Below are 17,843 nucleotides of genomic sequence, written 5' to 3' on the forward strand. Positions count from 1 at the left end.
ACGTCTACCCGTCTTGATTGCCAAATACTAACATCATGATTATAGTGGCTCAACACAGCCGTAACATCGGGCCGCTACCCGCACGAAAGGTGAGTTATTTATGCGTTCTAACCCGTTGATTCCACAAAGCAAGCTGCCGTCGCTCGGCACCACCATTTTTACCCAGATGAGCGCGCTGGCGCAGCAGCACAACGCGATTAATCTCTCGCAGGGTTTTCCCGATTTTGACGGCCCGCGTTATTTGCAGCAGCGGCTGGCGTATCATGTTAGCCAGGGCGCAAATCAGTATGCGCCGATGACCGGCGTAGCGGCGTTACGTGAAGCGATTGCCGATAAAACAGCGGAACTTTACCGCCATCGTCCTGACGCTACCGCCGAAATTACCATTACCGCTGGCGCGACCGAGGCGTTATATGCAGCGATTACTGCACTGGTGCGGCTTGGTGACGAGGTGATCTGCTTTGATCCCAGCTATGACAGCTATGTGCCCGCCGTCACGCTGTCCGGCGGCGTGATGAAGCGCCTGACACTGCAACCCCCCGCCTTTCGCGTTGACTGGCAGGCGTTTCGTCAGTTGCTGTCGCCGCGAACCCGGCTGGTGATCCTGAATACCCCGCACAATCCTTCTGCCACCGTTTGGCAGCAGAGCGACTTTGCCGCGCTGTGGCAGGCCATTGCTGATGAAGAGATCTATGTGCTGAGCGATGAGGTATATGAACATATCTGCTTCACCGACGACGGTCATCACAGCGTGTTAGCGCATGCGCAACTGCGCGAACGGGCGATTGCCGTCTCCTCTTTTGGTAAGACATACCATATGACCGGCTGGAAAGTGGGTTACTGCGTTGCGCCAGCGGCGCTAAGCGCTGAGATCCGCAAAGTGCATCAATATCTGACCTTTGCCGTGAACACGCCTGCTCAGCTGGCGCTGGCAGATATGCTGCGTGCCGAACCAGAGCATTATCGCGATCTGCCTGCGTTTTATCGGACGCGCCGCGATAGTTTTGTTCAGGCGCTCAGCCGTAGCCGTTTTGAAATTCTGCCCTGCGAGGGCACCTACTTTCTGCTGGCGGATTACAGTGCGATATCTGATTTGGATGATGTCAGTTTCTGTTGCTGGCTGACAGAGGAAGTCGGCGTGGCGGCGATCCCGCTATCGGTATTCTGTGCCGACGCCTTTCCTCATCGCTTGATTCGTCTTTGTTTTGCCAAGCAGGAAACTACCCTGCTGGCTGCTGCGGAGCGCCTGTGTCAAATTTAACGCTTTCACTGTTACAACAACCGCTGGTCTGGATGAATGGCGAAGCCAATCTGGCCCATTTTGATACGCTGCTGGCGTCGCTTTCCGGGTGCGATTTAATCGTGCTGCCGGAGATGTTTACCACCGGCTTTGCGATGGAAGCGGCGCGTGAATCGTTATCCCAGCATCGGGTGGTCGCCTGGCTGCATCAGCATGCGCAGCGTCTTAACGCCATGGTGGGCGGCAGCGCGGCGCTGCAAACGGAAGAAGGTGCGGTAAATCGTTTTCTGCTGGTGGAGCCGGATGGTCGCGTACACCATTACGACAAGCGCCACCTGTTTCGCATGGGCGACGAGCATCACTATTATGTTGCCGGCAGTCAGCGAGAGATCGTGGAATGGCGCGGCTGGCGTATTTTGCCGCAGGTTTGCTATGACCTGCGCTTCCCGGTGTTTTCCCGTAACCGCGACGATTACGATCTGGCGCTGTATGTCGCAAACTGGCCGGAGGCGCGCACTCATCACTGGCAGGCGCTGCTGATGGCGCGCGCGATTGAAAACCAGGCTTACGTTGCTGGCTGCAACCGCGTGGGTGAAGATGGCAAATCACTGCGCTACAGCGGCGATAGCCAGATTATTTCGCCGCAGGGCATCATTCTGGACCGTGGCGAAGCGCATCAGCCAGCGGTGTTACATGCTGAGCTATCGCTGGAGGAGCTACGGTCATATCGCGAACGCTTCCCCGCCTGGCGCGATGCCGACGCGTTTGACTGGCGTTAAGCCTTAGGTGGGCTGGTCAGTCACTAAAAGCAGGCCAGCTCAATGCGTATCCATAATTTATCAATGCTGTTTTTTCGACAAATTAAGACGTTTTTTACAAAGAAGGCTATTTTAAGATTTTGTCTACCTGACCGCCTCGTTTTGTCCGTTTCATTCGATATGTTGTCATCTCTGAACATACTCCAATACATAAAGCTAGCTTAACATTCCTCGCAGTTTCCCCACCGCGAGGCACGACTGGAATGAGTAGCTTCTTTCATAAAGCGCAACATATTAATAGTTTCTCGTCACGGTTAGACATTATCCACCGTCACGACAATCTGGCAGAACAGGCGCGACAATATATTACCGACATTTATTATAAAAACTACCACGCGATAATTAATCCCGATCCAAACATTCTTATCGCCTGCCGGGAAAAGAACAGCGGCAATTTACTGGCCTGCACCGGCATCTCTTTTGCCTCTCCTTCACAGCCTCTGTTCTCTGAGCGTTATCTTGATGCGCCGCTGCATAACGTAATTTTCCAACAAACCAATCATGCGTTGTTGCCGCATCAGATAATCGAAATCGGATCGCTGGCCTCTGATAATCCTGCCGCCGCCGCTGATTTAATTCGCCTGGTGCCTATTATCGCCTGGTTTATGGGTAGTAAAGCGCTTCTCTGCACTTCCACACGCCGCTTACGTAAATTACTTGCTTTTCATCAAATACCTTTCACTGTACTGGCGGAAGCGTCGCCGGAGAAACTTTCTGACGATGAGCGCAAAGCATGGGGAAGTTATTACGATCAGACGCCGCAAACCGGTGTCATTTTGCTGGAACAGTGTGGACATCTGTTTAATCACTTCTGCGGCCGTCTGGTTTTTTCTGAGTTTGAAAATATAGGGCATACAGCGCTATCTGCCACGCAGGTGGCAGCATGAATATTCTTAATGAGATTCTGACACAGGCTGATAAGAATCCCCACGCCGTAGCGATTATTCAGTTACAGAAAACGGCGGATAACGGTTATTTTCAGCAGTCGATAAGCTGCACCTATCAAACGCTGATCCAGGAAGCGCAGCAGCTGACAGCGCACCTCGATACGCTGTCTGAGAAAGGCGCGCAAATCGGCGTGGTAATGGGCAATACGCCGGAATGGGTGCTTGCCGATATCGCCCTGCTGCTGGCGGAACGCGTAGAGGTGCCGGTGCCATTAGCCTTTTCCGGCGAGCAGGCGGCTTTCCTACTACACAACTGCCAGACAGTATTAACCGATGCCATGGGTGCTAAACGTCTGGCGCAGTGGCAAGCTGACGGCTTACTGCTTTCTGCTTCTCCGTTAGGCGTTGAACTGGGAAAAATGCCGCCGCATGCGCACCCTGTGCGCTATCAGCCTAAAAGCGGCATGCAGGATGCCATCATTAAAGTGCTCCATACCTCCGGCACTACCTCGCAGCCGAAAGGGGTAAGGATCCGTCGTCATGGGCTGGATGCGCTGGTGGCAGCGCTTTGGCAATGCGCTCGACCTGATGATTATCAGCGCTATCTGAATCTGGTTCCGCTCAGCCTGCTTATTGAGCAGGTGACCGCGCTTTATATGCCATTAACCTCCGGCGGTACAGTGATTATGCCACCGGCCGATCTGCCGCCGCTGGGCAGCCCTGGCGTTACCGCAGTGGAACGCTTATCGCTTATCCGTCAGACGCGTCCTTCGGCGATGACCTTAACCCCGGCGCTGGTTGAAGCATTAGCCGAGCGCGCTCGTCAACACGGTAACGGCCCCAATTTACTGCAAGCCCTCTTTGGCCGTGAGACGGTGCCGCTGTTGGCGGCAGGCGGCGCGCCGGTTTCGGCAGAGCTGCTGCATCAGTTGGATGCGCAAGGTATCCCGGTCTATCAGGGCTATGGCCTGAGCGAAAACAGCTCGGTAGCGGCCTGGAATTCACGCGGCGCTAACCGTATTGGCACGGTAAGAAAGCCGCTGGCTCATGTGGAAGTCAAGATTGCCGAAGACGGCGAGCTTTGTCTGCGCAGCAGCTCGCTGTTTGCGGGCTACTCCAGTGAAGATCCCAGCAGCTGCGCCATTGATCAGAGCGGCTGGTTACATACCGGAGATTTAGCCACGCAGGATCAAGATGGATTTATTTCCATCATTGGTCGGAAAAAAACCATGATCATTACCGCCAACGGCCGCAATATCTCGCCGGAATGGCTGGAGAGCGCCTACCGTTCGGTTCCGGGCGTGGTGCAGGCGATCGTCTACGGTGATAAGCAGCAATTTTTGAGCGGCATTTTTATCGTAAACGATATGGCTCAGGCCCATGCTATCCGCCGGGCAATCGCGACCTATGCGCGCGAACATCTCAATGAAATTGAAATTATTCCAGATCCGGTGCTCATCCCTTACAGCCCTGAGGTGATGGCTCGCCTGTTTACCGTTACCGGACGTCCCCGTCGTAATGACGTTCCCTCATTTTTAGCCCAATACGAGACTGTTACTGTATGAATATTCGTGAAACTGCCCATACCCGCAATGGCGGGCTGATGGTGACGTCCCTAAACGAAGGCGATATCACGTTATTGCCAAAAGAATATTTACTCACGCAGCTGGCGGAGCATGGCTACCTTGTGCTGCGCGGCTTCCAGCACAGCATCGCGCGTTTCTCTCAGCTGGTACGCCAGTCAAGTGGTCGTATCAGTCTCGATCCGGCGCGGAGTTTTAATGGCGATACCGCGCAAAAAGTGGATGCCGGTTACGACAAAGTGGGCCTGCACTGTGAAAACGGCAATAGTCCATTTTGGCCGGATCTGTGCTGGTTTTACTGTGAGAAGGCTCCAGAGCGCGGCTCGCAAACCACGGTGTGCGACGGCAAGCTGGTTTTTGAACATTTAAGCGCGGCGGCGCGTGCCGCCTTCAGCCTTCAGGAAATTGTCTATTCCCGCCGGGTTGAAGAGCAGAAATGGAAAACCTATGCCTTTCACGCGTTGGCCGCACAACAAAATGCACCCATCAGCCTGGAAAAGACCACGCTGGCACATCTTTTATCGCTGACCGCAGGTGCACCCGGCACCACCATTACACTGAATGATGATGGCGCTATTCGCTATCAATTCCAGACCCCGGCCATCCGAGCCAGTCATATTAATCCGCAGCTGAAGCATAACTTCGCTAACAGTATTTTTGGCCCCTCAAATCATTATGAAAAACCTGTGATTACCTTCGCCAATGGCGAGGCGATACCGGCGGATCTACCAGAAGAGGCCGATGCTGTCTGCGACCGTTTCACGTTCGATATTGGCTGGCAGCACGGCGATGTTGTTTTGATTGATAACACACGCGTTATGCACGGACGCCGTCGCATTGAAGACAAAGCCCGCACTATTTTTAACGCGCTCTCTTATCTGGCCTGATGGATTTTACCATGATTAATTTTAAAACGATTAACCACGCCGCGCATCTCAACTACCTGCATCCGAATCGAATGACGTGGGAACAAGCCGCCACCGACAGAGAGCTAGATTTTCTGTCACGCGCGCTGGTAGGCGAAGCGGGCCAGGAGAATAAAGCGGTCGCCTATCTTTATAAAGAACTGGCGCAGCTGGCTGAAATAGAAATGCATGTCGCCACGGTAATGACGCGTATTCTGTGCGAATTACAGGCGGAGAATACATCGTTCAAGGCGGGCGATGGCCTGTACCACGCGGTCTCCTGTTTTGCTTCTGAAGAGATTAATCACGCTAACAGCTTTTATCAGTATGTTCGTCACCTTTCGGGGCGCGATATCAAGCTGGAAAATAATCTGTTCCAGCAGCGCATCGATCTTTACAGCGATAATGATTCTCCGCTGATTAAGCTGGCGGCGCTTTGCTCGACCGCCTATGTCGGTGAGTCAATCATCACAGTGTTTGAACGTCGGCTGAAAGTACTGGATCCCATGCAGCGCAGTTTCCTGACGCAGCTGCTGCACTTTCATGGTCTGGATGAGGCGCGCCATATTCAATGCGATCACGCTATTTTTGAGCAGATTATTCCCACCTTTAACGCAGCGGAAACGCGGCGTATGCATCAGCTGGTACAGGAAACGGAATCGCTGAATACACAGCTGGCGCTAGCCAGCGCAGAGACGGTGAAATCGGCATTCGACCTGGACTATACCGAAGGCAACCTTGCCGCAAAAACGCAGTTGGATATGACCCTGCGCTTTCGGGACATCGTGCAGTCAGGCGGTGCGATTCGCAATGTTGATGACTATATGGATGAGGAAACGGCAGCGATTGTGCAGCAATTCTCTCATGCGTCACGGGTTCATACCGCATATTGATAGAGGCAACGATGAAAGAAACCACTTTAGCGCCGGCAGCGGCGCTATCAAACAAGAGCGGCCCTGCCTTCGCGGCGGTTGTCACCGCCCTGTTTCTGGCCGCAGTGGACAGCACGATAGTCAGTACCGTTTTGCCGACCATCAGCGGGCAGTTGGGTCATCCAACGCTCTATCCATGGGTGATGTCCGCCTTTTTACTGCCGGTAGCCCTGTTTGCGCCTTTGGCAGGCGCATGCGGCGACAAGCTGGGCGTTTCAACCACGCTTAAAGCGTGCCTGCTGTTGTTTCTGGCCGCCTCCGTGCTGGCTGCGCTGAGCCCAACCATGCCGCTATTGATCCTGGCGCGAGCGCTACAGGGCATCGGCGCGGGCGGCATTATTGTACTTTCGTACGCCCTGCTGGCGGCGCTATTTGATGCCAGCAGACGCGGAAAAATGCAGGGGATGCTGAGCGGCGTGTGGGGGCTTGCCGCGGTAGCGGGACCGCTGCTCGGCAGCCTGCTTTCCGCCACGCTCGGCTGGCGTGCTATTTTTTGGCTCAATATCCCTGTGGGTCTGGTAGCCCTGCTACTGCTGTTTATGACCCCAGGCGTAAGCAAGGGTGCCGCTAAAGCGCGACTGGATGGCTGGGCACAGCTGGCCTTGATTATATTCACCTGCAGCCTGCTGCTTTTGGTTTCTGGTTCGATGGCATTGCCGGGAATAACAGGAATGCTGGGCGCAGCGCTGGCGCTGGCATTACTGATGTTGATAGCGCGCGTGCGTCAGCGGCCAGCCAGCAGCCCGGTGCCTTTACCCTTTTTTAATCATCGCCCCCTATTTGCCGTCATGATGCTGGTGCTGCTTTCCAGCGCCGGACTTTATGCCTCGGTAACGCTGCTGCCGCTAGCGATGAATCATCATGCTGGCGCAGGGATGTCAACGGGCCTGCTGATTATGCTGGCCGCGCTGGGATGGGTGGGTGGCGCTGCCTTTTGCGGCGGCAAACTGGCAAACATCGGCTATCGACGAATGGCCTTTTACGGCATGCTGTTGTTAACCTTCGGCGCACTGCTGATGATTCCAGCCATAGGAAGATTAAACACGTTGCCGATGGCGCTGGCGCTGTTGCTTATCGGGCTGGGAATGGGCTTAACCGCCACCACGACGCTGGTGCTGGCACAGAACGCGGCGCCAGCGGAACAGCTGGGTACCTGGACCGCAACCGTACAATTTTTGCGGAATCTGGGAGCGGCACTGGGCGTCAACGTGCTGGCGACAGTGCAACTGCAGCTTAGCGGCGTTTACGCTTTCCAGATTTGCTTTATTATTCTTGGGGTAACTATGCTGGTAGGGTTGCTTTTTACCCGTTTTTTACCCCGCGCTTATCCGGCCAGATAAGCATGACAGGCAACAGATGAAATCAGCAACCTTAGACTATGATGCTCTGGTAATAGAGCGTGTTCTGGAACATATTGCGGTGGAGGAGAATGTTCCCCACTGTCATCCGCTCGGTCAGTTTGTGCTGGTAAAACGTGGCGTTCTGCATGGCCACACACCCGATCAGCATTGGTTGATGAAACCGGGCATGGCGGTATGGATACCGCCCGATACCATGCACTGGGGGCAGGCTTATAACCGCGTTGATCTGACGGTACTGTATATTGCCCCGGCACTGTGCCATTCCTTTACATCCCATCTAAAGCTGTTTGACGCTTCTTTTTTGATTTCAGCTCTGTGTGAGCGGCTGGCTAACAGAAGCATGCCGCTTTCTGAAAAGCGTCGTAATAGCATGTTGCAGATGTTGTTTGAAGAGATCGAAGAAAAACCCGACAGTAATCTGACGCTGCCTTTGCCGCAAGATGCGCGGCTGAAGAAGGTGACCGACAGTTTGATAGCCGATCCCACTCAGCGTCTGGGTCTGGCCGAGTGGGGAAAACGCGTCGGCGCGACGGAGCGTACTCTGGCCCGCTTATTTCGTAAAGAGACAGGGCTGCGTTATACGGAATGGTGTAATCGTCTGTTGTTGGCCGTAGCGTGGCAGGGGCTGGCAAATGGTGCCTCAAACGATCGCCTGTCGTTAATGCTGGGATTTTCATCCGGCGATTCATTTGGCCACTGGTTTCGGCGCGTAGCCAATACCTGCCCGGGCAAGGTGCGCAAACAATTACAGTCCCACTTTTTATACAAGTCTGATAAATAAATTCTGTCTGTCTTAATCAGTAAAATGTTTTTTTTGAACATTCCTGTGTGCCCTTAGACTCCAGTAAATTATGGCTTATTGCTGTTATTACTGGAGGAAAGAGAGTTGAGTTATAACGTTATCAAACTGGTTCATGCCCTGGCTGCCGTAGCGGCAACCGGACCATTGCTTTTCGCCCCGTGGATGTCTGCACATTTGAAGCGCGGTCAGCCCCAAAATCAGGCCATTTTGCTTCGCGGGTTGGATGCTACCGACAGATATTACAATATTGCCGGTTGGGTATTAATGCTGAGCGGAATAGTGATGTTTTGGCTGCAGGATTGGCACCGTGTTTTCCAACTGTGGTTTTTACTTAGCGTAGCGATTTTTGTGCTGGACTCCCTGGCGGAGAAGCGTTTGCGCGATCCGGCTAACGATGCGTTGGCGACATTGCTGCCCGGAGAGGAGGGCTGGCAGGCGTCTGTTTCTCGTCTGCATAAGGCGGTAATTACACAGATGGTTTGCACCGCGCTGATTCTGGTGGTGATGCTAATGCACAGCCAGTTGCAGATTAATCTGCTGACCCTTTCCCCTTTTTCCCGGCTTTTTAGCTGAGGGAACGCGTATCAAACAGGCGGCTCAGCAGCATGGAGAGCGGCGAGCAGACGACTCAACCCCGATCCGCCACCGACAGCCTTTTCGGCAGCGGATTAAACAATGCATTCAGTAGCACGGAAACCAGGCAGGCAGCGCTAATACCAGAGTGCAGAAGCGTCTGCACCCAGCCCGGAAAACGATCGTAAAAGCCTGGCATCACCACCGGGATCGTGCCGAAAGCGATGGCGGTGGCGACAATCACTAAATTCATATTGTCCTTATAATCCACCTTCGCCAGCGTGCGGATCCCGCTGGCGGCAACCGTACCAAACAACACCACGCCTGCCCCGCCCAACACCGGCATCGGAATTGCCGCAATCACCCTGCCCAGCACCGGCAGCAGGCCGAGCAAAATCAAAATCACGCCGCCTGCCGCTACCACAAACCGGCTCTTGATACCGGTCATTGCCACCAGCCCGATATTCTGGGCAAAGGCGCTCTGCGGAAACGAATTGAACAGCGGCGACAGCGCGCTGGTTAACATATCGGCCCGCAAACCGCGTGCGATACGCTTCTCATCAACCGGCGTCCCGACAATCTCCCCTATCGCCACCAGCCCGGCAGTGGTTTCTGTCAGCAACACCAGCACAATCAACACCATCGATAAGATGGCCGCCAAATCAAACTGCGGCAGACCAAAACTCAACACGCCCGGCAGCGCGAACAGATCCCCGCTCATTATCCCGGAAAAATCCGCCTTGCCCACCGCCGCCGCTAACAGCGTACCCAGCGCCATCGCCACCAGCACCGCCAGACGCTTTAACCCGCCGCGCGCCACCTTGCTTAACAGCAAAACCAACGCCAGCGTCAGCGCAGCCAGCCCTATATTCTGCGGCGAACCCCAGTCCGGTGCTTTTGCATTACCGCCCATCGCCCAGCGTGCCGCTACCGGCATCAGCGACAGACCAATTACCGTGATTACCGTGCCGGTCACCAGCGGGGGAAAAAAGCGGATCACATGCGCGAAAAAGGGCGCGATCAACAGCCCGAACAGCGCCGAGCCGATAATCGCGCCGGCAACCACCGGTAACCCACCAGAGCCGGAAGCGATCCCTACCAGCGTGGAAACGCTGGCAAAAGAGACGCCCTGCACCAGCGGCAGACGCGCACCGAAACCGGGTAATCCCAGCGACTGCAACAGTGTCGCCACGCCGCTGACAAACAGCGCGGCAGTAATCAACAAGCCGATATCCGTTGCCGAAAGCCCGGCAGCGCTGCCGATAATCAACGGTGGCGCAATAATTCCGCCGTACATCGTTAATACATGCTGCATTCCCCAGGCGAAAGTCTTACCCAGCGGATAACGCACATCTTCAGGCCTGACGCGATTCTCATTCATCGTGACACCTTTTGCAGTTGCGGACCGGTACATCACCGGACAGAGAGGGAATCAACGCGACCGCTCAGCTGCCGCGATAGGTTGACCAGGACCAGGGGGAAATCAGAAAAGGCAAATGATAGTGGCTGCCCGCCTGAGCGATAACAAAATCGATCTGCGCGCTGACATACAGCGCATCACGCCCGCTACCGGCAAAATAGTCGCCAATCTCTGCCGTCAGGCGATAGTGACCAGGCGTTAGCGGTTCAGCCGACAAGCTTTTGATGCGGCCATCTGCATCAGTTTTTGCCACTGTTAACGTCAGCCATCCTTCTGTACTGCACTGCTCCAGCGTCACGCTAACTGCCGCTGCCGGAGTACCCAGCGCGGTATCAAGAATATGGGTGGATATGGCACTCATATAATGCTCTCCTGTAAACGCAACAGCGTAATTTCACGCAGCTGGCCTAACGCTTCCCCCAGCTCCTGCGCTGGCGTATTCGCCAGACGCCGCTGCAGTTCAGCCAGCATCTCCTGGCCGCTGCGGCCTTTAGCACGAATCAAAAACAGATAGCCAAAGCGCTGCTCATAATCCTGATTGGCAATGCGCAGCGCCTGCCGGAGCTCAGCGTCTTCGCCAACCGCAGCCTGCTCCTGCCGCGATAACGCCGCCTCTTTATGCTCTCCACGGGCACGCTCGCCAATGCGCGGATGCGCCGCCAGCGCCTGCACAAAATCCGCTTCTCCCCACTCTTGCGCCAGCAGACGCGCCTGCTGACAGAGCGCCCCCAGCGAGGCGTAAGGACGCGCCGCAACCATCGCCTGCTGCCAGCGTTTAATCGCCACGCAATGGGCCAGCACAGCCTGCGCCTGCTCAGGAGGAAGTTGATTAAAACCGGCAAGCTTCATCAGACTACCTCCCGGCCCGGCATCGCCAGCGGCGTAAAACTGGCGGCGAAACGCTCTACCGTCAGCAGCGCAGCCTGTACAGCCTGGGCTACGTCCGGTTGAGTGACCGCTTCTGCCGGATGATGGCTAATGCCACCGGCGCAGCGTATAAACAGCATGCCGACCGGCCAGCGCTCAGCAATAGCGATAGCGTCGTGACCGGCTCCGCTGGGTAGAGAAAGCGAACGTCCCTGCACCTGAGCTACCGCATCGCTTAACGCCCGCTGCAACTCAGGGTCACAGCGCGTGGCGTTGATTGCATAGTATTCCGTGGAGTGAAATGTTACGCCGCGCCGCCGCGCTATCGCCTCGCCCTGCGCCAGCAGATCCGCCAGCAGCGCCGTCAGCTGCGCATCGTCAGGACCACGAATATCCAGCGACAACTCCACCTCGCCAGGGATCACATTCACCGCGCCGGAGGTGCACTGTAGCGTGCCAACGGTGGCGACGCGTTGCTGTCCGTAGCGGCGGGTCATCTGTTCAATATCAACAATCCATTCGGCGGCGGCGGCCAGCGCATCTTTACGCTGCGCCATCGGCACAGTTCCGGCATGACCCGCTTCGCCCTGAAAGCGGCAGCTCAGCCGACGCGCACCGTTAATTGCTGTTACCACGCCCAGCGCCAGATCGGCCTGCTCCAGACAGGGCCCCTGCTCAATATGCAGTTCGAGATAGGCGGCGATCTCTTCTGGCGCACGTGCGGCCTTGCCTGTATTGGCGATATCCAGTCCGACATCTTTCATCGCCTGCGCAACGGTAATTGAGTTGCCGTCGGCTACGGCGGACCAGCTTTCCGGCCAGCTGCCGGTAAGCCCCCTGCTGCCCAGCAGCGTGATGCCGAAGCGGGTGCCCTCTTCATCGCCAAAGCCGACTACCTCAATCGCCAGCGGCAGGCGGCGCTGCTGCTGATGCAGCCAGCTGACGATTTCAATAGCGCTCAGCACTCCCAGCATGCCGTCATAGCGCCCGGCATTGCGCACCGTATCCAGATGAGAGCCGAGCAGCAGCGCCTGTGCGCCAGGCTCTGCCCCTTCATAACGACCACAAATGTTGCCTACCGCATCCTGCCAGACACGCATGCCCGCTGCCCGCATCCACTCGCCGACAAGAGCGTTAGCCTGCAAATGCTCAGGCGACAGATAGACCCGCGTCAGGCCATCCGGGCTTTCGCTGATCTGCGCCAGCGCATCGCAGCGTGCCATTACGCGGGCGGCAGCCCGCTCCGCCTCACTGAGGTTCATCGATGGATTCACAGGCGGCCCTCGCGGTTATAGCGGTCCCATGCTGCCTGCAGCGCCGCGCCCTGTACGGTTTTAAATCCGAGATGATTTAATACCGCTTCCAGCGCGCTCAGCGTCTGCATAACGCAATCTTTACGTGCGTTATAGCCCATGGTGCCGATCCGCCAGACCTTGCCGATCAGCGGGCCAAACGAGGTGCCGATTTCAATGGCGAAATCTTCCAGCATCAGTTTACGCACCTGCTCGCCGTTGATACCCGCCGGGATCACCACCCCCAGCACATTGTTCATCTTGTGACGCACATCGCCGAACACCTCCAGTCCCATCGCCTGGATACCGGTCAGCATCGCTTCGCCGTGCAGTCGGTGGCGCGCAATGGTGTTATCCAGCCCTTCCTGCAGAATTAAACGGGCACATTCGCGCGCCCCAAACAGCGCGGTGGTAGCTTCGGTATGATGATTCAGCCGCTCCGGTCCCCAGTAATCCATAATCATGCCGAGGTCGAAATAGTTGGACCAGATCATCTGATCGTCGCCATCCTGATGCTCAGCGGTGCGGATGCCTTCCTCCACGCGTTTACGCCTGCGGATCACCTCTTCCATGCGCGCGCTGAGCGTGATCGGCGCGGTGCCGGAAGGGCCGCCCAGACATTTCTGCATCCCGGCGGATACCGCATCCAGCCCCCAGGCATCACTTTCCAGCGCATTACCACCCAGCGAGGCGGTGGCGTCGGTGTAAAACAGCACGTCGTAGCGCCGACAAATCGCGCCCAGCTCCGCCAGCGGCTGCAGCATTGTAGTTGAGGTATCGCCCTGCACCGTCAGCAGCAGACGCGGGCGTACACGCCTGATGGCATCTTCAATCTGGTCAGGCGTAAAGACTTCGCCCCACGGCACTTCAATGGTATGCACTTCGGCGCGGCAGCGACGCGCAATCTCGCACAGCAGATGACCGAAGCGGCCAAACACCGGCACCAGCACCTTATCGCCGGGGCGGATCGCCGAGAGCAGGATCGCCTCGATCCCGGCGCGCGAGGTGCCGTCAATCAGCATCGTCCAGCGGTTTTCGGTGCGGAAAACGCCGCGATAAAGCGTCATCACTTCATTCATGTAATGCGTCATTGCCGGATCGTACTGCCCGATCAGCTGGCTCGACATCGCACGCAGCACGCGCGGATCGGCGTTGATGGGGCCGGGTCCCATCAGCAGGCGCGGCGGCGGATTGATTTGTTCGAATTGTGAGATATCCATGCGTTGTTCCTTATCAGTTAAGTCCGCGAACCGAAGAGATAAACTGTTTCAGCTCCGCTGTCTGTGGGCTGGCAAATAGCGTTTTACTCTCGCCCTGTTCCCAGACGCGCCCCTGGTGCATAAACACCACGCGGTCGCCCACTTCACGGGCGAAATTCATTTCATGCGTTACCAGGATCAGCGTCATCCCCTCCGCCGCCAGCTGCTCCAGCACTTTCAGCACTTCGCCCACCAGCTCGGGATCGAGCGCAGAGGTAATCTCGTCGCAGAGCAGCACTTTGGGGTTCATTGCCAGCGCACGGGCGATAGCTACCCGCTGCTGCTGACCGCCGGAGAGATTCGACGGGTAATAGTCGATGCGATCCCCAAGTCCCACCTTTTCCAGCATCTGCCACGCCAGCGCGCGACACTCGGCCGGTTTCATCTTTAATACCCGGCGCGGTGCCAGCATCACGTTCTCCAGCGCCGTCATATGGGGAAAAAGGTTAAAGCTCTGAAAGACCATTCCCACTGAGCGGCTAATCTCCCGCGCCTGCGACTCGCGATCGGTAACTGTTATACCGCCCAGCTTAATGCTGCCTTCCTGATACCCTTCCAGCCCATTCATGCAGCGCAACAACGTGCTTTTTCCTGAACCGCTGCGGCCGATGATCGAAATCACCTCGCCACCTTCGATATCCAAATCGACACCCTTCAGCACATGGTTCGCGCCGTAATATTTCTGTACCTGATTAATGGTGATGAGCGGCATGACATTTTTTCTCCAGATACTGGCTGTAGCGCGACAGCGGGTAACACATCAGGAAATAGCCCAACGCCACCAGGCCAAAAACCCGGAACGGCTGATAAGTGACATTGGTGAGAATGGTGGCGGCCTTGGTCAGTTCGACGAAGCCAATAATCGACGCCAGCGCGGTGCCCTTGATCACCTGCACCGCAAAGCCAACGGTGGGCGCGATGCCGATACGCATCGCCTGCGGCGCGATAACCCGTAGCAGCGTCTGACCGAAATGCAGTCCCAGACAGCGCGATGCCTCCCACTGTCCCTGCGGCAGCGCCCGAATACTGCCGTACCAGATATCCACCAGGAAGGCGCTGCTGTAGAGCGTCAGCGCCAGCGCAGCGGCGCTCCAGGGAGACAGATCAATGCCGAACAGCGCCGGGCCGAAAAAAGCAAGAAACAGCTGCATCAGCAGCGGTGTCCCCTGAAACAGCTCGGTATAGCCACGCACCAGTCGCTGCGGCCAGCGGCGACGCGTCAGGCGCAGCAGCAACAGCGGCAGCGTCATTAACGCCCCGCCCAGAAACGCCGTCAGCGACAGCAGCACCGTCCAGCGCGCCGCCAGCAGCAGATTGCGCACGATATCCCAGTCGGTAAAGGTATTCATCCTGTGGCTCCAAACCATTTCCGGCCCGCCGCCAGTAGCAGCTGACGCATCATCATCGACAGCAGCAGGTAGATCAGCGTCGAAACCAGATAGACTTCAAAACTTAAAAAGGTGCGCGACTGGATCAGGTTGGCGGCAAAGGTCAGCTCCTCGTAAGAGACTTGCGAAACCACCGAGGAGCCGAGCATGACGATAATGCACTGGCTGACCAGGGCCGGATAGATGCGCTGCATGGCGGGCGGTAGCACGATGCGCAGAAAAGTTTGCGTATAGCTCAGCCCCAGCACGCGCCCGGCTTCCCACTGCCCTTTCGGCGTAGCCTGAATGCCGGCGCGGATAATCTCGGTGCTGTAGGCACCAAGGTTGATCAACATTGCCAGCAGCGCCGCCTCCCCCGCCGTCAGCTTCAGTCCGGTTGCCGGCAGGCCAAAGACAATGAAAAAGAGCTGCACCACAAACGGCGTATTGCGGATCAGCTCGACATAGCCGCCCCATATGCGGCTCAGCCAGCCCGGTTTACCGCTGCGCAGCGCCGCGCCCAGGATGCCCAATGCCACACCGCCCAGCGTGGCCAGCACCGTCAGCTGGACAGTGACCCACGCCCCCGCCAGCAGCTGCGGCCAGTAAGGCCACAGCGCGCTAAAGTTGAGTTGCCCGCTCATCACGTCGCCCTTATGCGCCGAGGTTGGCTGGCAGCGGCGCTTTCAGCCACTGTTGCGATAGCTTTTTCAGCGTGCCGTTCTGAATACCCTGTTCAATCAGCGCGTCAATTTTCGCTTTCAGCGCCGGTTCGCCTTTTTTCAGGCCGATATAGCAGGGCGAATCTTTCAGCATAAACTGCGCCACCGGCGCTTTGTCGGCGTTCTGACGCGCAATAGCGGCCACGACCAGATTGCCGGTGGCAACATACTGCACCTGCCCGGAGAGATATGCAGAGAGCGTGGTGTTGTTATCCTCGTAGCGTTTTACCGTGGCATCTTTTGGTGCCACGTCGCTCAACACCATATCCTCTACCGCGCCGCGCGTGACGCCAATGCTTTTGCCGCTAAGCGCCGCCGCACCGCTTAGCGCAGGCTCGCTTTTCGGCCCGAATACGCCAAGAAAGAAAGGCGCGTAAGCGCGGCTGAAGTCGATGGCTTTGGCGCGCTCAGGGTTTTTACCAAGACTGGAGATCACCAGATCGACCTTATCAGTTTGCAGATAGGGCACGCGGTTGGCGCTGGTTACTGGCACCAGCTGCAACTTTAGTTTCATCTGGCTGGCGAGATATTTCGCCATATCGATATCATATCCCTGCGGTTGCAGATCGGTACCGACCGAACCAAACGGCGGGAAATCCTGCGGCACCGCTACGCGCAGCACGCCGCGCTGCTCGATGGCCTGTAGCCCGTCGGCCAACGCGCTGCCCAGTTGGGTGAACATCAATGCCGCGCCCATCATGATCATGGATAATTTTTTCATATCTGTTTTGCCCCGGAGTGAAATATTGCAACAAAAGATTCGTCACAAAACTTTCTGCAACTAATGTGCCAGGTGCAGAACAGAGGAATGAAGGAGGTAAAAAGCGTAAAACGGCCCGTTTATCAGGCCGTCATCAAAAGAAGAAGAGAAAGAAAAAGAGTGTGCTGTAAAGGCGCAAAGCACCAAAATGGTGCCCCATTAACGCTGTTCCAGCTCATCCAGCTGCTGGTAAAGATCGGCAATAGCGTGAATACGCTGACGTCCCTGCGCCAGCCCTTCATGCAGTAACGCATTGGCCAACAGGTTAACCAGACTCATGGCGGCGGAGTAGCTGTCGAAGGCGGAAACGCTGTCAAGCGGGGTACAAAGCGGCCAGCGTGCCAGTGGAATAATCGACTGCGCCTGCGGCTCGCAAAGCAATACCACCGGCACCGCCTGCTGCTGGAGCTGGAGCAGTAAAGATTTCATAATGCGTGGACGCCGCCGGAAAGCGACGGCAATCACCAGATCGTCCGCACTGATATCCACCAGCTCTTCACCAAGCGTCTGTCCGGGCTGCGGCAAAATATGTACCTGCGTACGCGCCTGTAACAGCTGCTGACGCAGATGCAGCGCCACCGGCCAGCCGTTGCGCATTCCGATAATAAAGATACGTCGCGCCTGCCCCAGCGCCGCAATAATCTCGCTAAAGCACTGCGGATCGATACTGTTGACCCACTGCGTCAGATTAGCGATCTCCTGCTTATAGTGACGCGACAGCAGCGTGTTGCCCTGCACCGCATCGCGATTATCGGTAAGCGGCATGCCGCTCTGGCGCAGAGTCCGCAGCTCATCGCGCATATCTTTGTATTTCTCATAGCCGAGCCGCCGGAACAGACGGCTGACGGTCGCTTTCGAGACTCCGCTCAGGCGTGCCAGTTCGGCGCTGTTATAGCTGATTAAATCGTCGAAATGGTCAAAAACAAAATCGGCAATGCGCTGCTCCTGCGGCGAAAGCTGACCGTAATGTTGTCGGAGCCGTTCATCAAGCTGCTTCATAAAGTTCCCTGTAACTTTTGTTTCAGCTGAACATAGCATAAATCGATCCACTCTCT

At 56.4% G+C, this 17,843-nt stretch carries 19 protein-coding genes; 9 read left to right on the top strand and 10 right to left on the bottom strand.

The features are described from left to right. Window positions 1-100: 100 nt before the first annotated feature. The 9 genes from B1H58_RS02695 (at window position 101) to B1H58_RS02735 (ending at window position 9,101) form a co-directional block, all read left to right on the top strand. Entirely contained in the window at window positions 101-1,261 is a 1,161-nt protein-coding gene (locus B1H58_RS02695) for a pyridoxal phosphate-dependent aminotransferase (protein ID WP_085067857.1), read from the top strand. Further along, on the top strand, window positions 1,249-2,019 hold the full coding sequence (locus B1H58_RS02700) for an amidohydrolase (RefSeq protein ID WP_085067858.1): 771 nt from the start codon (window positions 1,249-1,251) through the stop codon (window positions 2,017-2,019). Before B1H58_RS02695 ends, B1H58_RS02700 begins: the two co-directional genes overlap by 13 nt. 242 nt (window positions 2,020-2,261) lie before the next feature. Beyond that, the gene (locus tag B1H58_RS02705; protein WP_085067859.1) at window positions 2,262-2,945 is read left to right on the top strand and encodes a thermostable hemolysin; all 684 of its coding nucleotides are present in this window, start codon (window positions 2,262-2,264) and stop codon (window positions 2,943-2,945) included. Continuing rightward, the gene (locus tag B1H58_RS02710) at window positions 2,942-4,510 is read left to right on the top strand and encodes an AMP-binding protein (protein WP_085067860.1); all 1,569 of its coding nucleotides are present in this window, start codon (window positions 2,942-2,944) and stop codon (window positions 4,508-4,510) included. Before B1H58_RS02705 ends, B1H58_RS02710 begins: the two co-directional genes overlap by 4 nt. Further along, window positions 4,507-5,415, top strand: a complete 909-nt coding sequence (locus B1H58_RS02715) for a TauD/TfdA family dioxygenase (protein WP_085067861.1) — start codon at window positions 4,507-4,509, stop codon at window positions 5,413-5,415. The genes B1H58_RS02710 and B1H58_RS02715 overlap by 4 nt, the downstream gene beginning before the upstream one ends. Window positions 5,416-5,426: 11 nt before the next feature. Beyond that, the gene (locus tag B1H58_RS02720; RefSeq protein ID WP_085067862.1) at window positions 5,427-6,326 is read left to right on the top strand and encodes a hypothetical protein; all 900 of its coding nucleotides are present in this window, start codon (window positions 5,427-5,429) and stop codon (window positions 6,324-6,326) included. A gap of 11 nt (window positions 6,327-6,337) precedes the next feature. Further along, entirely contained in the window at window positions 6,338-7,705 is a 1,368-nt protein-coding gene (locus tag B1H58_RS02725) for an MFS transporter (protein ID WP_085067863.1), read from the top strand. 16 nt (window positions 7,706-7,721) lie between these two features. Next, window positions 7,722-8,507 carry an AraC family transcriptional regulator gene (locus B1H58_RS02730; protein WP_085067864.1) on the top strand — a complete coding sequence of 262 codons (786 nt, stop codon included), beginning with the start codon at window positions 7,722-7,724 and terminating at the stop codon, window positions 8,505-8,507. Between the two features lie 105 nt (window positions 8,508-8,612). Further along, a complete protein-coding gene (locus B1H58_RS02735; RefSeq protein ID WP_085067865.1) occupies window positions 8,613-9,101 on the top strand; it encodes a hypothetical protein in 489 nt (162 codons plus the stop codon). Window positions 9,102-9,156: 55 nt separating this feature from the next. Here B1H58_RS02735 and B1H58_RS02740 read toward each other — a convergent pair whose 3' ends face one another. The 10 genes from B1H58_RS02740 to hpxU form a co-directional block, all read right to left on the bottom strand. Then, a complete protein-coding gene (locus tag B1H58_RS02740; protein ID WP_085067866.1) occupies window positions 9,157-10,482 on the bottom strand; it encodes a nucleobase:cation symporter-2 family protein in 1,326 nt (441 codons plus the stop codon). Window positions 10,483-10,546: 64 nt separating this feature from the next. Then, complete coding sequence (gene uraH / locus B1H58_RS02745; RefSeq protein WP_085067867.1) at window positions 10,547-10,882, bottom strand: hydroxyisourate hydrolase; 336 nt, start codon at window positions 10,880-10,882, stop codon at window positions 10,547-10,549. Next, complete coding sequence (uraD, locus tag B1H58_RS02750; protein ID WP_085067868.1) at window positions 10,879-11,370, bottom strand: 2-oxo-4-hydroxy-4-carboxy-5-ureidoimidazoline decarboxylase; 492 nt, start codon at window positions 11,368-11,370, stop codon at window positions 10,879-10,881. The genes uraH and uraD overlap by 4 nt, the downstream gene beginning before the upstream one ends. Then, entirely contained in the window at window positions 11,370-12,650 is a 1,281-nt protein-coding gene (hpxK, locus tag B1H58_RS02755; RefSeq protein ID WP_085067869.1) for an allantoate amidohydrolase, read from the bottom strand. Before hpxK ends, uraD begins: the two co-directional genes overlap by 1 nt. A gap of 8 nt (window positions 12,651-12,658) precedes the next feature. Further along, window positions 12,659-13,900: a pyridoxal-phosphate-dependent aminotransferase family protein gene (locus B1H58_RS02760; protein WP_085067870.1), complete on the bottom strand. Its 1,242-nt coding sequence runs from the start codon at window positions 13,898-13,900 to the stop codon at window positions 12,659-12,661. Window positions 13,901-13,913: 13 nt separating this feature from the next. After that, entirely contained in the window at window positions 13,914-14,651 is a 738-nt protein-coding gene (locus B1H58_RS02765; protein WP_085067871.1) for an amino acid ABC transporter ATP-binding protein, read from the bottom strand. Further along, window positions 14,632-15,288: an amino acid ABC transporter permease gene (locus tag B1H58_RS02770; RefSeq protein WP_085067872.1), complete on the bottom strand. Its 657-nt coding sequence runs from the start codon at window positions 15,286-15,288 to the stop codon at window positions 14,632-14,634. Before B1H58_RS02770 ends, B1H58_RS02765 begins: the two co-directional genes overlap by 20 nt. Beyond that, entirely contained in the window at window positions 15,285-15,950 is a 666-nt protein-coding gene (locus B1H58_RS02775; RefSeq protein ID WP_085067873.1) for an amino acid ABC transporter permease, read from the bottom strand. Before B1H58_RS02775 ends, B1H58_RS02770 begins: the two co-directional genes overlap by 4 nt. 10 nt (window positions 15,951-15,960) lie before the next feature. Then, window positions 15,961-16,749, bottom strand: coding sequence for a transporter substrate-binding domain-containing protein (locus tag B1H58_RS02780; RefSeq protein WP_085067874.1), 789 nt, complete (start codon window positions 16,747-16,749; stop codon window positions 15,961-15,963). 198 nt (window positions 16,750-16,947) lie between these two features. After that, complete coding sequence (gene hpxU, locus B1H58_RS02785; RefSeq protein WP_085067875.1) at window positions 16,948-17,787, bottom strand: MurR/RpiR family transcriptional regulator HpxU; 840 nt, start codon at window positions 17,785-17,787, stop codon at window positions 16,948-16,950. Between the last annotated feature and the right edge of the window lie 56 nt (window positions 17,788-17,843).

The sequence above is a fragment of the Pantoea alhagi genome (assembly GCF_002101395.1).
Lineage (GTDB): Bacteria > Pseudomonadota > Gammaproteobacteria > Enterobacterales > Enterobacteriaceae > Mixta > Mixta alhagi.

What these genes read in the sequence shown, in the direction of transcription:
- B1H58_RS02695 (WP_085067857.1), top strand. Translation starts at nt 101, where the DNA reads ATGCGTTCTAACCCGTTGATTCCACAAAGCAAGCTGCCGTCGCTCGGC.
- B1H58_RS02705 (WP_085067859.1), top strand. Translation starts at nt 2,262, where the DNA reads ATGAGTAGCTTCTTTCATAAAGCGCAACATATTAATAGTTTCTCGTCA.
- B1H58_RS02710 (WP_085067860.1), top strand. Translation starts at nt 2,942, where the DNA reads ATGAATATTCTTAATGAGATTCTGACACAGGCTGATAAGAATCCCCAC.
- B1H58_RS02715 (WP_085067861.1), top strand. Translation starts at nt 4,507, where the DNA reads ATGAATATTCGTGAAACTGCCCATACCCGCAATGGCGGGCTGATGGTG.
- B1H58_RS02720 (WP_085067862.1), top strand. Translation starts at nt 5,427, where the DNA reads ATGATTAATTTTAAAACGATTAACCACGCCGCGCATCTCAACTACCTG.
- B1H58_RS02725 (WP_085067863.1), top strand. Translation starts at nt 6,338, where the DNA reads ATGAAAGAAACCACTTTAGCGCCGGCAGCGGCGCTATCAAACAAGAGC.
- B1H58_RS02730 (WP_085067864.1), top strand. Translation starts at nt 7,722, where the DNA reads ATGAAATCAGCAACCTTAGACTATGATGCTCTGGTAATAGAGCGTGTT.
- B1H58_RS02740 (WP_085067866.1), bottom strand. Translation starts at nt 10,482, where the DNA reads ATGAATGAGAATCGCGTCAGGCCTGAAGATGTGCGTTATCCGCTGGGT.
- uraH (WP_085067867.1), bottom strand. Translation starts at nt 10,882, where the DNA reads ATGAGTGCCATATCCACCCATATTCTTGATACCGCGCTGGGTACTCCG.
- uraD (WP_085067868.1), bottom strand. Translation starts at nt 11,370, where the DNA reads ATGAAGCTTGCCGGTTTTAATCAACTTCCTCCTGAGCAGGCGCAGGCT.
- hpxK (WP_085067869.1), bottom strand. Translation starts at nt 12,650, where the DNA reads ATGAACCTCAGTGAGGCGGAGCGGGCTGCCGCCCGCGTAATGGCACGC.
- B1H58_RS02760 (WP_085067870.1), bottom strand. Translation starts at nt 13,900, where the DNA reads ATGGATATCTCACAATTCGAACAAATCAATCCGCCGCCGCGCCTGCTG.
- B1H58_RS02765 (WP_085067871.1), bottom strand. Translation starts at nt 14,651, where the DNA reads ATGCCGCTCATCACCATTAATCAGGTACAGAAATATTACGGCGCGAAC.
- B1H58_RS02770 (WP_085067872.1), bottom strand. Translation starts at nt 15,288, where the DNA reads ATGAATACCTTTACCGACTGGGATATCGTGCGCAATCTGCTGCTGGCG.
- B1H58_RS02775 (WP_085067873.1), bottom strand. Translation starts at nt 15,950, where the DNA reads ATGAGCGGGCAACTCAACTTTAGCGCGCTGTGGCCTTACTGGCCGCAG.
- B1H58_RS02780 (WP_085067874.1), bottom strand. Translation starts at nt 16,749, where the DNA reads ATGAAAAAATTATCCATGATCATGATGGGCGCGGCATTGATGTTCACC.
- hpxU (WP_085067875.1), bottom strand. Translation starts at nt 17,787, where the DNA reads ATGAAGCAGCTTGATGAACGGCTCCGACAACATTACGGTCAGCTTTCG.